This is a genomic window from Lentzea rhizosphaerae (assembly GCF_042649515.1).
In the GTDB taxonomy this organism is placed as follows: Bacteria; Actinomycetota; Actinomycetes; order Mycobacteriales; family Pseudonocardiaceae; genus Lentzea; species Lentzea aerocolonigenes.
The window spans coordinates 1-13806 of sequence record NZ_JBHRZI010000045.1; the positions used below are offsets into that span (position 1 = coordinate 1).

Consider the following 13806-nt stretch of genomic DNA (forward strand, 5'->3'; position numbering starts at 1 on the left):
GATCGCCCCGGTCGCGGACGCCGGGTCCCGGCGCGCTTCCACGGCCATCCGGGTCGCCCTCTCACGCAGCTCGTCTGAGTACTTCTTCGGTGGGGCCATCAGTCCTCATCATCCAGGCTTGATGGTCTCCATCAAACCCGGTACGGAACATCATGCCCCGCTGGGGCACGGTGCCGTTCGAGAACATCAGCAACCTCGCCGTGCACACCTGGGCTGTCAAGCTCCGAGAGAAAGGCCTGGCGCACAACACGATCAAGACCATCATGAAGATCCTGACCATGATGCTCGCCGACGCCGCCGACGAAGGCATCATCCCGGTCAGCCCAGTCCGCGTGCGACGCCGAGGCCGCCGACGCCACCACCGCAAACCAGAAGCGATCTGGGCGTCACCACTGGAAGTTCTACGCATCGCACTCCAAGCAGCCACGCTGGTCGGCGAGTGGGCAGCAATCCTCATCATCACCGCCGCCTACACCGGAGCCCGCTGGGGCGAACTCGCCGGACTACAGCGCACCAACATCCACCTCGACGACGGCTTCTTCGTCATAGACCCGGACATCGGCGCCCTGCAGGAAGTCGGCAGCAAACTCTCCCTCGGCCAGCCCAAGACCGCCGCTTCCGCACGCACGGTCACCTTGCCGCCGTTCCTCATCGACACGTGGCGGTACCTGCTCGGCCTGCACGACCATCCGCACATCTTCGTCACGGCACAACATCAGCTACTCCGCCGCTCCAACTTCGCCCGCCGCGCCATGCGCCCGGCCGCCGACGGCAACATTCACATCGACAACCCGCTCATCCGCGTCCGGCCCGTCAAACCGGGCTTGGTATTCCATGGGCTGCGCCACAGCCAGAACACCTGGCTCATCGCAGACGAGATCCCCGAAGTCGCCCGTGCACTCCGGCTCGGCCACAAGGTGTCCGACAAGATCCGCGAGGTCTACGACCATGTCGCACCCGAGATCGAAGCCAAGATCCTTACGTGCCTCCAGAAGCGCTGGGAAGATGCACTGGCCGCACAGTTCCCGAACGGCCTCGTCTTCACCGACGAGAACCGCCTGTTCGCTCTGGCCAGCTAACGACTGCGAACTTGGACTCGTGGTCAGTCCACCAAACTCAGAGGCGTGGCGCTCAGGACGCCTCTGAGGAGATCATCAAGCAGACCAGGGAGCTGAGCGGGTAGGAGTTTGTCCGTGCACTGGCGGAGTTCGGCTGCTGACCACCAGCGTCGTTCGATCAGCCCGGCCTTCTCGTTCTCGGTGGGCTTGAGCGCGACCTTCGGCGCGGTGTCGGTGATGCGTCCCAGGAAGACATGGTCTTCGCGGTGGTGGTCACGCCCCTTGTAGTGGAAGCGGGATTCGCGGATCCACAGTTTGCGGCCCAGCGACGGAATGATGAGTCCGGTTTCCTCCGCGACCTCGCGTAGAGCTGCATCCTCCGGCATCTCGCCCTGGTCGAGGCCGCCGCCGGGCAGTTCCCACCAGTGATGGCCACGGTCGTGCGGATCGCAGGCGTGGATGAGCAGCACGCGGTCGTTGGCGTCGAGCAGCAGCACCCGAGCGCCGATGCGCGGGGCGGCGGCGGTGGGCATCGGGCGGGCGTCCTCGCGGTCGGCTGACTGGGCGGCATTATGCGGGCGTAGCGCCGGAGTTCAGAACAGAGTTGGCTCCGGCTCGTTGAGCGCGTCGACCGCCGTGGCGGGGTCAGACGTTAGCAGCGTCCGCTTCGCGCTCGCCGCCAATGTGACGGCGAGTCCCGAATGATCGGCCAGAGGATCCGTCCTGCATGTTTTCCCTGTTCTCGTGGACGTCCCCGCATGTCGCGAGTCGCTGCGCGACCGCTTGCAGGCCGTGGGCGTGGTCGTAGCGGTAGCCAAGATCCAGTCGGCGTGCCCCAGCTGTGATCGACCTGCTCGCGCGCGGCGCCTCGACGTCGAGCCGGCTCGTGGCTGTTACGGCATGAGCCGAGTTCACTCCCGAGACTGGCTTCGCCCTCCGGCGCGACCCTCACTCCCTCTTAGTCGCCCGCCTCTGCCGCATTCGGACGATGAGCGTGAAGGGGGTGGAGTGCTCGTTGTCCCGCTGCTCGCCATGTACGAAGATCACCTTAGAACTGCGGCCCTGTCAGCTGTGGGTCAGCGGCACTTCCATTGAAAGGCCATCCGTGTCGGGAACGCGTGCGGTGACGGTGGCGTAAGAGAACTCTTTCCCTCCGCGTGAAGCACCGATAGTACGGGTCTTGCGGAGTGCGCCTACAGCTGCGAGGCGCTTCAGCCGGTTGTTGGCATTCTGGGGACTGATGTTCAGCCGTTGAGCAAGATCGTTCGCCTTGAACTCCCCTAGCTCCACTGCCGTGTCGAACGTCTCGGGGAGCGGCGGCGCTCCATCGAGCTTGAGGATCCCATCGCTGTCGAGGACGGCCACTTGAGCTTCGCGTCGCTCAAGGCAGATGGTGACCGCCTCAGCGTTCTCAGTGTTCAGGCCGGTGACCTTGAGCGTGAGTTCCTGGCTTGTAGCGTCGAGAGAAGTGAGAAACTTGCCGAGGAACTCGTCTGCGAAGCTGATGGTCATCGCCGTCACGCCGGTGAAGTCGATGGTGAGGTCGACTCCCGTCTTGCCTGCCAGGATGTCCTCAAGCCGGTTGCGGCCATCGCGTGCCTTGCTACGCGTTGCGGGGAACTCCCCGAGCTGAACAACGTTGAAGACGACTGCTCGTGTCATGGTTTCTCCGGTTTCATTGTACCGATTGAACCATCCTTACGGGTGTTGCGGAAGTTCGTGGGATAGCCACGCCCAGGTGCCATTGGTTTGGTCCGGACGGCTGCCAGGCGAGACCTTCCGTCGCTGACCATCGGCAGTGACAGTGATCTCACCTGCACCGGAGCGGACATGGAAGCGGATCGTGCCGTGCTTCCGCGCGCCGTCGATGAGGTCACCGAGGCCGTTGCCTCGTGTATCCGAAGTGCCCGTAACGCCGTTTCTCAAGGCTTCCTCCAACGCGTGCACGTCGGCGTTGAGATGCTGGTGTGCCGGGTTCTGCCGAAGATGACGCAGGACTCCAACTCCGTTGTCGCAGACAGCGAGTTCCAACCGCGGCTGTTTGGTCGTCGCGCCCGTGTACGTCTGCGCGGCGATGAAGGCTCCTTCACTGCTCGCGCCGTGCTCGACGGCGTTGTCCAGCAGTTCATTGCACGCCCCCGCAACAGCCGGCCCCGCGGTGCGCGGGTAGTGGGCGGTGATGAGGCTTCCGACCTTCTCAGCCAGGTCGTCCACGGTGGCCTTCGTGAGCGGCGAGACTTCAAGGAGACGATGCCGCAGATCCGCCCGCTTCTCAGGCGGTATGCGCCCCAGGATGCGGGTACGCGGAGACACTCGGCGCAGCACGTCCATCCGCTGGAAGTAGGAAGCAGTATCCGGTTCTCGGGGTAGAAGGAGAGTCACGGGAATTGCCGCCGCCGAGGCCCAGTGCTCGATGGCGAGCATGCCGGCCAGGTCCAACGGACAGACGAATCCGATCTCCCGCGCGTCGATCACCAATGCCTCGGGGCTGGTGTCGAAGCCCAGGATGGCCGCAGTCGCCAACGGCTTGTCTCCCATGAGGATCAACTCCATACCTCCAGTCTCCTCGAGATCTACGAACCTCCGGAAGCCACCGATCGGTTTCATTGAGTACAGTGAAACCGATGATATACTGTGGACGCGGCGAGAGCCGCTAGACAGTCCGGAAGTAAGGAGATTGGGATGGGCAGCACCAACCGGCACGTGGTGCCGAACCCTGACGGCGGCTGGGACGTCAGGAAGCCCGACGCACAGCGATCGAGCAGTCACCAGCCCACGCAGGCAGAGGCGATCAACCGCGCCCGCGAGATCGTCCAGAACGCTGGTGGCGGTGAGGTCGTCACCCACGGTCGCGACGGTCGAATTCGCGACTCCGACACCATCGCCCCCGGAAACGACCCGAACCCGCCACGCGACCGCAAGTAAGCCTGAGCGGTGCACGCCATTGCAGGTGTGCACCGCATCGGTGCCACCAGTCGACCGCTAGCACCGTGGCGGTCCAGAGTCGCTTGTCGCCCAGCGCCGAAGATGCGTGAACAGATCGTGAGGTAGAAAGTCCGATGCCCAGCGGTGCCGTGACAGCCACGAAGGTGGTCGGTCCGAAAGGAGAGACCCGCACTGTTCCCGAGGCTGTGGCCCGACACGTGTGGGTCGCCGCCGGAGGGCGGTGCACCATCTGCAACCGGTACCTGTTGGCGGACAACGTCACCGGACAAGAGGTCTCCATCGGACAGTTGGCACACATCGTCGGCTGGTCCACGGCTCCTGGTTCACCACGCGGGGACCACGAACTCCCTGTCGAGCAACGCAATTCAGCAGAGAACCTCATGCTGCTGTGCCACGACCAGCATCGCGTCATCGACCACAAGAGCTTGTGGGAGGTGTTCGACGTGGACACGCTGCGCGCGCTGAAGCGCAGCCACGAGGAGCGCATCCGCAAGCTGACGGGCCTCGGGCACGAGAAGCGCACGACTGTCTTGCGGGTGGCCGGGAACATCCACGGCAGGCCGGTCGAACTCAACTCCTCCAGCGTGACGACCGCGCTGCTGGCCAACAACCGTTTTCCAGACTGGATCCTGCGGGGCGCCGACGAATTCGAGATCGACCTCCGCGCGATCCCCGGCGAACCGACCAGCAGCCCGGCGTACTGGGCAGCCGCCCGCAGCCACTTGGAAGATCGTTTGATGCACTTGTGCACGCAGGTGCGCAAGGAGGCGGTCAACCACGTCTCGGTGTTCGCGTTGGCCCGGATCCCGGTCTTGGTACTGCTAGGGACCTACCTCGACAAGATGCTGCAGGTCGACATCTACCCGAAGCGCCGCGAAGGCAAGACTGTGTGGGGTTTCGACGACCTAGGCGCACCAGTCCGCTTCAGTTCGGAGCTCCTCCGGGCCGGCAACGACCCCTCACGCGTCGCGATTCTGTGCTCGATCTCCGGAAGCATCGACATCAACCGGCTCCCGTCCGAAGTGCTCGACTCCCACACGATCTACGAGCTGCGCCCCACTGCAACGCTGCCCACCCCAGAACTGATCACCACCCAGGCGGGACTGGACCAATTCTCCCAGGCCTGGCGGACCCTACTGTCCACCATCGAGGTCGATCACCCAGGTGCTCCGGCCATCCCGATCTTCCCGGCGGTGCCACCTGCAGCGGCCATCGCCATCGGACGGCACCTCCTGCGGGCTGCGCAACCGCCGCTGCACATCTACGACCGCGAGCCCAACTCACCCGGCTACTTCTTCACCATCAGCACCGAAGCTTGACCTTCACGAAGGAGCACCACGTACATGACGGACTCCACAGAGGACATCATCTCCACGTTGCTCACCGGAGCCGTTGAGCACCTCGACATTCCCGAAGACTTGCGCGACAAAACCGTCAGCTGCTACGAGGACGTGGGCGGGTCGTTGCTCGACCAGGGCGGCGATCTGTGGTCGGTCTACCCGCAGGGGTCGTTCACCCTAGGCACGGTCACGCGGCCTCCGAACGAGGACGGGGAGTACGACATCGACGTCGTCTGCCACAAGGCGGTCAAGAAGACCAGCACCACCCAGGAGAAGCTCAAGGACGAAGTCGGCGAGATGCTCGAGGTCTACGAGCAGGAGAAGGCCGACGACGACACCGATGACAGTCCCATCCTGTCCATCAACGAGAGCCGGCGCTGCTGGACCCTGACCTACGACGGATTCCACCTCGACGTAGTGCCGTGTGTGTCTGACGAGGAGTACCCGCCGACCAGCATCCTGGTCACCGACCTGAAGCTGCGCCCTTGGCATCACAGCAACCCGAAGGGCTACGCGGACTGGTTCCGCGGCCGGTCCCCGGAGATGCTCCGCGCGCTGGAGGCCAAGGCCGAGGAGATCGGGGTCCCCGTCGTCCCGAACTGGACCGTGCGCAGCACGCTTCAGCGCATGGTGCAGGTGATGAAGTGGCACTGCGCACTCCACTTCGCTGACGACCTCGACAACCGCACACCGTCGATCATCATCACCACGCTCGCCGCGCACGCCTACACCGGCGAGACCGACCTGTTCACCTCGACCATCAACGCCGTCGGGAACATGCCGAAGCACATCACCGAAGAAGGCGGCAGGTTGTGGGTCCGCAACCCCGCACACGAGCTGGAGAACTTCGCCGACAAGTGGCACGAGTACCCCGAGCGCCACGACAAGTTCCTCTCGTGGCTCGACGCGCTCGCCACCCTCCTCGACGACGCCGGCGACTCCGCAGGCAAGGGCCTCGACCACCTCGTCGACCGCCTCGGTGAAGCCTTCGACCTCGGACTGCTCCGCAAGTCCGCTCAACGAATGGGTCTGGAGACCAGGCAGCTCCGCGACGCGGGCAAGCTCGGGATGGCCCGCAACGCCGGCGCTCTCACCATCGCAAGCACCTCAGCCCCTCGCGTCCAGAAACACAACTTCCATGGTCCGACGCAGCGGTAGGGCGATTCTTTCGCCAGCACAACAGGCTCTGGGGCTCCGCAGAGCTGTAACTGGCTGCCGATGCCGCATCCGCCGCGGTGTACTGACCTGCGTGGTGGAACTCCAGCCCACGCCTTTGTCACGGCGCTACACCGTCAAGATCACTCAGCAGCCGCCTTTTGATCCAGATGTCGAGGTACTCGTACCAGTCCTGCGCCTCCATCCTGGCGCGCCAGGACTGCCACACGTCTATCCCGGTGACAAGCTCTGCCTGTACGAGCCTGGCGAGTGGCGATCGAACAAGCCCATTGCCGACACTGTCCTGCCATGGACGGCCGAATGGCTCTACCACTACGAGATCTGGCTCATCACCGGCGAATGGACAGGTGGAGGCGACTGGCCGGGCGTACACAGCAATTGACGTCTGCACGAGGTACCGCCTTCATATCAAGCCGCCCTGTGTGTTTGCCATCGCCGCAATGTCCTTCGCGAACTCCCAGCGCCGCTCTTCGAGCGCCTTCTGCTTGCCCGGTCCCGACTTCTCGTCGGCGGAGATCACGACAAGCTTCCAATCCAGATCAGCCGCCTCACGCACCCGCCGCCCGACCGCGGTCTCGACCATCCCGTAGGTCAGCGGGCATGGTGCGACGCCGAGCTCGGCGTGGATGCGGGACCACAAGATCAGCATGCGGATCTGACCTTCTCTGGTGATCAGCGCCGGAAGGGGCGACGCGGGTCCCTTGGCGACATGTTGTCGAACGGCGTGAACCAGGCGGACGGGGTGTAGTCACCCATGCCCAGGTACCGGTTCTCGTCATCGTCGGGAGCTTCGATGCCGTCACGACTCGGGTCGAACAACGCGAGAATATCGGCGTCCTGGAACAGAACATCCACCAGCATGCCCCCGTCGAGATCATCAGGATGCTCTGGCAGCTCGCTGAAGCGGTCCTCCAGCCCCGACCAGCCATCCGTGACCGCCGCCTGTGCGGTCGTCAGCATCAGGTGCAGCGCCATCTCCTCGGCCGCGCAGCTCGGCTGTGGCCACCGCCCGTCCGCCAGGTCCGCGCGCAGGTCGTCGAACGACCGCGCCGCCTGTCGGCGCCAGATCGCGTCCTGCCGCCACGTGATGCGCGGGAACGCGTCGAACACCATCCACAACCCCGCAGACCCAACAGGATCATCGCCGTGCGCGATCACATCGTCGAAGGCCTGATCCGCCAGCAGAGCCCCCATAGTCCACAACACCGCGGCAGTCCGCGGAGTCACCTGGAAGCCACCGCACTTCTCACACGACGCCAGACCGCACTCACACGCCTCGAACAGCCTCGCAAAGTCCGGCAACGCCGCACGCGAACGATCGTCCGCACCAGCCTCCCCTACCGAGTATCGGGCACCACCGACCTCGACACCGTCGACTTCGACGATGGCGTCCGGATCCAGCAGGAGTGACAGAGCGGCCGCCGGGTCACCGGCGACGTCCTCGCGTTCAGCAGCACGCAGTTCTTCTTGCGCCTGCTCGGAATCGTCGTCCACGGCGAACACCATCTCGTCGATGTACGCCAGCGCCGCGCGCTCCAGCGCGGCCGCGTCCACCACGTCCAGTTCGATCTCCGCGGTGACCGTGAACTGCCGCCTGGCCATGGCATCGTCGACCATCCATGGAGCCTAGAACCAGGCCGCCCCGCCGCCGCATCCGTTTCAGGCCCGTTCAGACCACAACGCGCTGGTTCGGCGCAGTTCAGGACGGTTCTCCAGATTCACCCGTTCGTGGACGACCCCATTTGCCGTTGGTCAAAGAGAAGGAGCCAGTGGCTCCTGATTCGCTCCTTGATCTGCCTGTTGATCATGAAATTGATGATCAAGCGAAGATCGTTTCGCGCGCATGAAAAAGCCCGCCTACCTGGGCTTTCACCCAGAATCAGCGGGCTGATTCAGACCGTCGGGACGACAGGATTTGAACCTGCGACCCCTTGACCCCCAGTCGTGGAACGACTGAGCGGCGTGCTCCGGCCTGTTCTTCCAGGTCGTCTCCAAGTGTAACTGGCCGAGTAAAGGAGTCGCTGATCCGAGGCTCGAACGGATCGGTCTGACGCCGTCAGGCAGGCTCGCCGCTGTCGGCGCCCCGAGCACGTCCCAGGCCACTAAGGCGAACCACGGCGAACCTCATGCCCGATCCGGCCCACGGCTGGTACGCGGCGATGTAGACGTCGTCGTTGTCGCCGAGTGCCAGTTCGTTGACGCTGGAATTCAGTCCGAGATCGACGAGCTGATCGGTCGACCATGTGTTGGTGTCCGTGCGGTGGACAGAGGTGCCGTCACCGGCGGTCAGCACGACCCCGTCACCGAGGTGAACGATGCCCATTGGGTTGCTCTGTGAGGCTGCGTGGCTGGAGGTGTTTCCGCTTGGGATGGAGGTCACGACGAGGTTCGGATTGCCCACGGTCAACAGCGAGTCGTCGGATATCCAGACAGAGCTGAATGCAGACGCCGGCTGGTAGCCAACGTCATAGCGTGTCTCGTCGCCTACTCGGTCACCGAGCCTCGCGATGGACGGGCTGATTCCGCCGATAGAACCGTTGTCAAACAACCAAGCACCACCGTCTGGATGGACCAGAACGCTAGAGTTCCCAACGGATCCCCCGCCGACGACCGACACCTCACCCTTGGCAAAGCGACCTACACCATGGCGACGCGCGTACAGCACTGAACCGTCGTCCAGAGGCACCGGGTTGCGATGACAATCCGGTACTGGCACCGCAACGGTGACCGATCGCCTCTTGAGGTCGACGTCAAGAATGGCCTGGGCCGTCGTGACGAGAAGGTGGCTGTCGCCTCGGCAGGCGATGCCAAGCTGGTTGGAGTCGATACCGGACAGCACCACCTCGGCAGCCGCTCCGTCAACACCCGTGCGAAGCACGTCCTCTTGAACACCGTCAGGCAGGCCGAAGGCCACGCTCGGAGGATCAGTCTTCAGAGCCAGCAGGTCAGCGAGAGCGGTGTAGGGCTGGCCGAAGAAGGCCGCCCGATCATGAACCAGACGTAGCAGCTCTTCCGGCGGCACCAGTCCGGCGAGCATCGCTTCCCAGTGTGAGACGTCAAGAAGAAGAACTTCCAGGCGCTCGCCGTCCGCGATATCGGCGAGCGCTTCCGCGCTATAGCCGGACATCGACAGGAAGATCCCACAGGTTCCGGCTATGCGTTGCCGCACCCTCTTCTGCAGTTTCGCGATGTTTCCTGTGTCCGCCTTCGCCTTCTGCCACTTTGCTTCCAAGACGAACCGCACCCCGGAGTGCGCGAACACGACATCAACCTCGCCGGTTGTGCGCACGCTCGCGGTCGACTCAATCCCCCAGCAGCGCAGCAACTCAACGATCAACTCGTTGAACCGCTGGCCACGGGACTGCGGTGTGTGTCCGGTGAGAGAACGCAACCTTCCGTACTCGCTGATCAACTCGCGCCACTTGGCCACATCGCGAAGCATCTGCACAGTGTCCTCCGCGTAACTCGTCAGGCCTTACAGGGGTCTTGTCCAGATGGCGGTCTCGACCGCTCCTCCTCGCTGGAAGTTGCTCTCCCCGCATTGCCATGCCGAAGACCACATGGCCAGCATCAGCCGGGAGGAGCGCTCGATCGATCTTGTCCTCACCACGTCGAAACGTCACCGCATCGCAACCGCACTGCGTGGTCGAGAATCTCCTGCACGTGCTCGGCATCGGCGTCATCGCGAAGCCACGACACGATTCCTCTCAGGTAGTGGCAACCGGCGAAGGGCTCCGTGGTGTGCTTGAGCATGTGCGCCAACAGCTTTGCGAACGCTGCTGGTGCAGTGCGCACCGTCTCTTCATCCAGTCTGTGCAACATGCCGGGCTGTGATTGCCCTCGGATTCCCGCCTCGTGTGCGACAGCGAGGTCGACGGCCTCTTCAATCGCGGGTCCCAGGAACTCCACCCAGCCAGCCATGGCCGACGCCTCGTCCGTGGTGAGCCGACGTGGGCTGCCCTGCAGGCGCTGCTTCCAGTACTCCCGCATCCAGCGATCCCAGTTGAGCGCAACGGCTTCCGCCGACAGCCGCCCCAGCGACCACGTAATGCTGGTCAGCCATTGGACCCGCTGCAGCGGGTCTGACATGGAGGTGAAGCGAAGAACCCACGTCAGCGAATCGATGTTGGCGGACAGCGCCACGCCAGCCATGTAGTTGAAGTAGTGCACACGCAAGTTCTCCGGCAGCGCGTCGACGTGTCGAACCGCGGCCAGCGAGTGTTCGAGCAGACCTGCTTCCAGTAGCTGGTCGTTGACGCGGCCTCCCTGCAGGTACAACGGCCAAACCCGCAGTGCGCGCGACTCGTCCGACCAGTCAAACAATGGGATCAGCCGGGCTGTCGCCCATTGCCGGTCGGCGTTGAAGTAGAACGACAGCTCCGCGGCGAGCACCGCTTCGACGAACGAAGAACGCTCGTCCTCGACGGCGAGCATGCCGTCCAGACGGCTCCGCATGGCTTCATCCAAACCGTTCCAGGACTCGCCGGCGGCTCGCCACTCGGCAGCCACCGCTCGAGTCCAGAACGAGGCCAGCATTCCTGCTGGCTCGTTGAGGGCCCGCCAGGCCAACTCGCCAGGGTAGACGTCGGCGGGTTCGACGTTGGCAACCGTCCACAAATCGTCCGCCAGCTCACGCGCCTCGGGCAACACAGGCCAATCGACCCCGTCTTGGATGAGGATGCGGCACACTGTGGACACGACGCTGCGAAGTTCGACGTTTCTGAGCTGCTCAAGGAAGACCACCGCAGTGGGGACATCGACAACCAACGCCGACCAACCTCCGACAACCGCGTCGGCAATCTCGGGGCGCTCACTTCCGCCCGCGTTGAGCACCAGGACACCGTCGTCCGGGTATGCCTTCACGGTGCTGGCGAGTAGTTCGAGCATGGGGCCATCTTCACGAATCTCGCTCACCGTTGCCGTGGCGTCCACCCCGATTCGTTCATGAAGCTCATCAGCTGTCACGGAAGTACGAGCTTCGACGAAGCCCGCAGACACCCACGCCAGCAGATCTGGATGTTCTCGCGGCTCGAAGTCCGGATACTGCTGCTGCACCTCATCAAGCGCATCACGCGCTGAACGGAGCTCTGGCGCATGCTGGTTCATCCAGACCAGCATGTTGTACAACTCGTACGGACGACGATCTTTCGCACCCGCAACCACATCCTCCACGAGGCCGTCAGCGACTTCGAGCGCCGTGCCAGGCAACGACCTCGCTACGAGTCGGAACACCTCGTGACGAAGTGGCAACTCGTAGAGCCACCGCCGCCCGCGAAGCCAAGAGATCTTGTGTGTATCGTCGACGTCCGCTCGGTAGATCCATCCATGGATCGCAAGACGCTTCAAGACCTCCACATCTGAGTGTGCCCAGGCCTCCAGATATCCCAAAGCAATGGCGCTACCGGCGCGCAGTAGTGCCTCCAAGCTGTCGCGTGCAGCATCGATCAGCGGGTCGAGGCGATCACGGAACCCGTCCTGTTCGTGCGGCTCGATCGCCGATCGACCGAACGACTGCGTGGCTGATTCAGCGGTGCGGAGAAGGTTATGTGCCAAGAGAAAGTGACGGTCGGCGATCGCGAGCAGCTCCCGTGCTCCGTCATCGAGGTTCGGTCTGAAGATCTGTTGCCAGGCCTCGTCGAGAACGTGAATCGACCCTCTAAGCCTCACTTCGAACAGACTTGCCTCGGCGAATCCGAACGTCTCGTGGGACGCCAAGCGAGGTTCCGTGAGGTGGTCGAACAACAGGAGAGCCGTCGGTCGATCTCCGTCCCAAGAGGACGATTGGAGCGCCAGTTCCAGCCAGTGCACACCACCCTCGGGTGCGTGATTGACCAGCAGCGCAAGCCACGGACGCATCCACGACGGTCTCGTGGCGGCGTGCCGATGCAACTCGCGTCCGATCGCCTCGCAAACGTGAGGTCCAAGACGGCTTCGACGCTCACGCACCATGTCTAGCGCGTGCCGGCTATGCTCGTCACTGGCCGCGTAGTGTTCGACGAACCACTGAGCCAAGCCCCAACTGATCTCAGAGTCCGAGTTGTGGGGATCGAAAAGCCTCTCGAACTGGGGCCGTCGTGCTGCCCACGCCAACCATTCCTGGCCGCGCGCGAACTCAGTGAACAGGACAACCCGGCTGGGATCGGCGAGCGTGGCCTCGAGATACGACTCGTCCTCCGGGATGAGCGTTGGCGGCACCGACAACAACTGCTCGACTCGCTGACGGTGATCGAGGAACTTGGCTGACGCCAACGACGCCCAACCTTCTACGGCGTCGCCGAGAGCAACATGGGACTTGCCGTCGAGCTCGTACTTGATCGGCAGGACCCCGAGCGCCTTCCACTGGTCCTTATCGGGTTCACACGTCAGGACGAAGCGCCGCCTGCCGCGCCCTAGTGACCGGGTCAGGTAGGACACGATCAGATCATTGAGGCTGTAGCCGACGAAAAGCACCGTGAACTCGGCGAACATCCTCTCCAGGAACCTCGCTGCCCAGGCATCTCGCAGATACGCCCGGCCGAAGTCCTTGTCCGTCGCGATCAACCGCTCAGGTGGACCACCAAGCTTGCCGTGCAGATAGACGACGCCGGTGAAGTCGTCGCCCACGGGGAGCGCAGGGCCCACGTACTCGTCGTACGACGCTCCGATGTTCGTCAACGCGGTAGATAGGTGTCGGTCGTAGTTCGTGGTGACGATCCGCGGCGGTGGACCGCTGACCGCGAGCCGAGCCAGCGCCAAGTGCAACGAGTTCGGTTCGGAATCAGGTAGGTCGACGTGCGCATTGATACGGCCGTGGACGTCGAAGTCCATGTCCACGAGCCGTCCAAGAAACACATCCGGTCGGTCCCAGTCGGCTTCACCGGGCTCCGACTCTGCTTCGCCGCCGATGCGCTCGATCAACGAGTTGAAGCTCGGGAGACTAGCCGGAGCATCCATCGACGCACCTGCACCGACGAAGATCACGAGCTGACCGGCGCGATGCGCCTCGATCAGCTCTGAGGGAAAGTCAACAGTACGGATCCACATCGCGGTTGAGCCTACGATCCCCTCGGCAGTTAAGCGTTGAAGTCATACGATCAGATGCAAATTCCAGTTCAGGTGGACCAGATCATCGCGCTTCTTTACTGGAGGATGTCTTGCCGATGCGACACAGTGCTCTCTAGCGAGCAACGTCGTCGCGCATCAGCCTTCGGGCGACAGCTCGTCCGCCGGACCAACTGGTCCTCAAGCTGTTCGAGGGCGTCTACGGGCTTCCGCGGCACGAGGCACGCAGCCCGCACGCGCATTTC

At 63.6% G+C, this 13806-nt stretch carries 12 protein-coding genes; 5 read left to right on the plus strand and 7 right to left on the minus strand.

Annotated elements, in window-relative coordinates; all coding sequences use genetic code 11:
- Positions 1-152 precede the first annotated feature (152 nt).
- Positions 153-1079 carry a tyrosine-type recombinase/integrase gene (locus ACFOWZ_RS41450; protein ID WP_382379470.1) on the plus strand — a complete coding sequence of 309 codons (927 nt, stop codon included), beginning with the start codon at positions 153-155 and terminating at the stop codon, positions 1077-1079.
- Positions 1080-1102: 23 nt separating this feature from the next.
- On the opposite strand, the gene ACFOWZ_RS41455 is transcribed toward ACFOWZ_RS41450, so the two are convergent.
- The 3 genes from ACFOWZ_RS41455 to ACFOWZ_RS41465 all read right to left on the minus strand — a co-directional run bounded on the left by ACFOWZ_RS41455 (position 1103) and on the right by ACFOWZ_RS41465 (position 3611).
- Positions 1103-1591: an NUDIX hydrolase gene (locus ACFOWZ_RS41455; protein ID WP_382379471.1), complete on the minus strand. Its 489-nt coding sequence runs from the start codon at positions 1589-1591 to the stop codon at positions 1103-1105.
- A gap of 532 nt (positions 1592-2123) precedes the next feature.
- A complete protein-coding gene (locus tag ACFOWZ_RS41460) occupies positions 2124-2720 on the minus strand; it encodes an STAS-like domain-containing protein (RefSeq protein WP_382379472.1) in 597 nt (198 codons plus the stop codon).
- 36 nt (positions 2721-2756) lie between these two features.
- Complete coding sequence (locus ACFOWZ_RS41465; protein WP_382379473.1) at positions 2757-3611, minus strand: hypothetical protein; 855 nt, start codon at positions 3609-3611, stop codon at positions 2757-2759.
- A gap of 129 nt (positions 3612-3740) precedes the next feature.
- On the opposite strand from ACFOWZ_RS41465, the gene ACFOWZ_RS41470 reads away from it, so the two are divergent.
- The 4 genes from ACFOWZ_RS41470 (at position 3741) to ACFOWZ_RS41485 (ending at position 6902) form a co-directional block, all read left to right on the plus strand.
- Entirely contained in the window at positions 3741-3983 is a 243-nt protein-coding gene (locus ACFOWZ_RS41470; RefSeq protein ID WP_382379474.1) for a DUF2188 domain-containing protein, read from the plus strand.
- A gap of 149 nt (positions 3984-4132) precedes the next feature.
- A complete protein-coding gene (locus tag ACFOWZ_RS41475) occupies positions 4133-5323 on the plus strand; it encodes an SAVED domain-containing protein (RefSeq protein WP_382379475.1) in 1191 nt (396 codons plus the stop codon).
- A 24-nt stretch (positions 5324-5347) separates the two neighbouring features.
- Positions 5348-6502 carry a nucleotidyltransferase domain-containing protein gene (locus ACFOWZ_RS41480; protein ID WP_382379476.1) on the plus strand — a complete coding sequence of 385 codons (1155 nt, stop codon included), beginning with the start codon at positions 5348-5350 and terminating at the stop codon, positions 6500-6502.
- Between the two features lie 91 nt (positions 6503-6593).
- The gene (locus ACFOWZ_RS41485) at positions 6594-6902 is read left to right on the plus strand and encodes a hypothetical protein (protein ID WP_382379477.1); all 309 of its coding nucleotides are present in this window, start codon (positions 6594-6596) and stop codon (positions 6900-6902) included.
- Between the two features lie 21 nt (positions 6903-6923).
- Here ACFOWZ_RS41485 and ACFOWZ_RS41490 read toward each other — a convergent pair whose 3' ends face one another.
- From ACFOWZ_RS41490 to ACFOWZ_RS41505, 4 genes are all read right to left on the minus strand, one after another.
- Complete coding sequence (locus ACFOWZ_RS41490; protein WP_382379478.1) at positions 6924-7169, minus strand: hypothetical protein; 246 nt, start codon at positions 7167-7169, stop codon at positions 6924-6926.
- A gap of 23 nt (positions 7170-7192) precedes the next feature.
- Complete coding sequence (locus tag ACFOWZ_RS41495) at positions 7193-8137, minus strand: hypothetical protein (protein WP_382379479.1); 945 nt, start codon at positions 8135-8137, stop codon at positions 7193-7195.
- A gap of 439 nt (positions 8138-8576) precedes the next feature.
- Complete coding sequence (locus tag ACFOWZ_RS41500; RefSeq protein WP_382379534.1) at positions 8577-9962, minus strand: restriction endonuclease; 1386 nt, start codon at positions 9960-9962, stop codon at positions 8577-8579.
- A gap of 161 nt (positions 9963-10123) precedes the next feature.
- Positions 10124-13543, minus strand: coding sequence for an SIR2 family protein (locus tag ACFOWZ_RS41505; protein WP_382379480.1), 3420 nt, complete (start codon positions 13541-13543; stop codon positions 10124-10126).
- Positions 13544-13806: the final 263 nt, after the last annotated feature.

Coding starts and splice junctions, on each gene's coding strand:
- ACFOWZ_RS41480 (WP_382379476.1), top strand. CDS start 5,348: ATGACGGACTCCACAGAGGACATCATCTCCACGTTGCTCACCGGAGCC.
- ACFOWZ_RS41500 (WP_382379534.1), bottom strand. CDS start 9,962: ATGCTTCGCGATGTGGCCAAGTGGCGCGAGTTGATCAGCGAGTACGGA.
- ACFOWZ_RS41465 (WP_382379473.1), bottom strand. CDS start 3,611: ATGGAGTTGATCCTCATGGGAGACAAGCCGTTGGCGACTGCGGCCATC.
- ACFOWZ_RS41490 (WP_382379478.1), bottom strand. CDS start 7,169: ATGCTGATCTTGTGGTCCCGCATCCACGCCGAGCTCGGCGTCGCACCA.
- ACFOWZ_RS41460 (WP_382379472.1), bottom strand. CDS start 2,720: ATGACACGAGCAGTCGTCTTCAACGTTGTTCAGCTCGGGGAGTTCCCC.
- ACFOWZ_RS41450 (WP_382379470.1), top strand. CDS start 153: ATGCCCCGCTGGGGCACGGTGCCGTTCGAGAACATCAGCAACCTCGCC.
- ACFOWZ_RS41505 (WP_382379480.1), bottom strand. CDS start 13,543: ATGTGGATCCGTACTGTTGACTTTCCCTCAGAGCTGATCGAGGCGCAT.
- ACFOWZ_RS41455 (WP_382379471.1), bottom strand. CDS start 1,591: ATGCCCACCGCCGCCGCCCCGCGCATCGGCGCTCGGGTGCTGCTGCTC.
- ACFOWZ_RS41495 (WP_382379479.1), bottom strand. CDS start 8,137: ATGGTCGACGATGCCATGGCCAGGCGGCAGTTCACGGTCACCGCGGAG.
- ACFOWZ_RS41470 (WP_382379474.1), top strand. CDS start 3,741: ATGGGCAGCACCAACCGGCACGTGGTGCCGAACCCTGACGGCGGCTGG.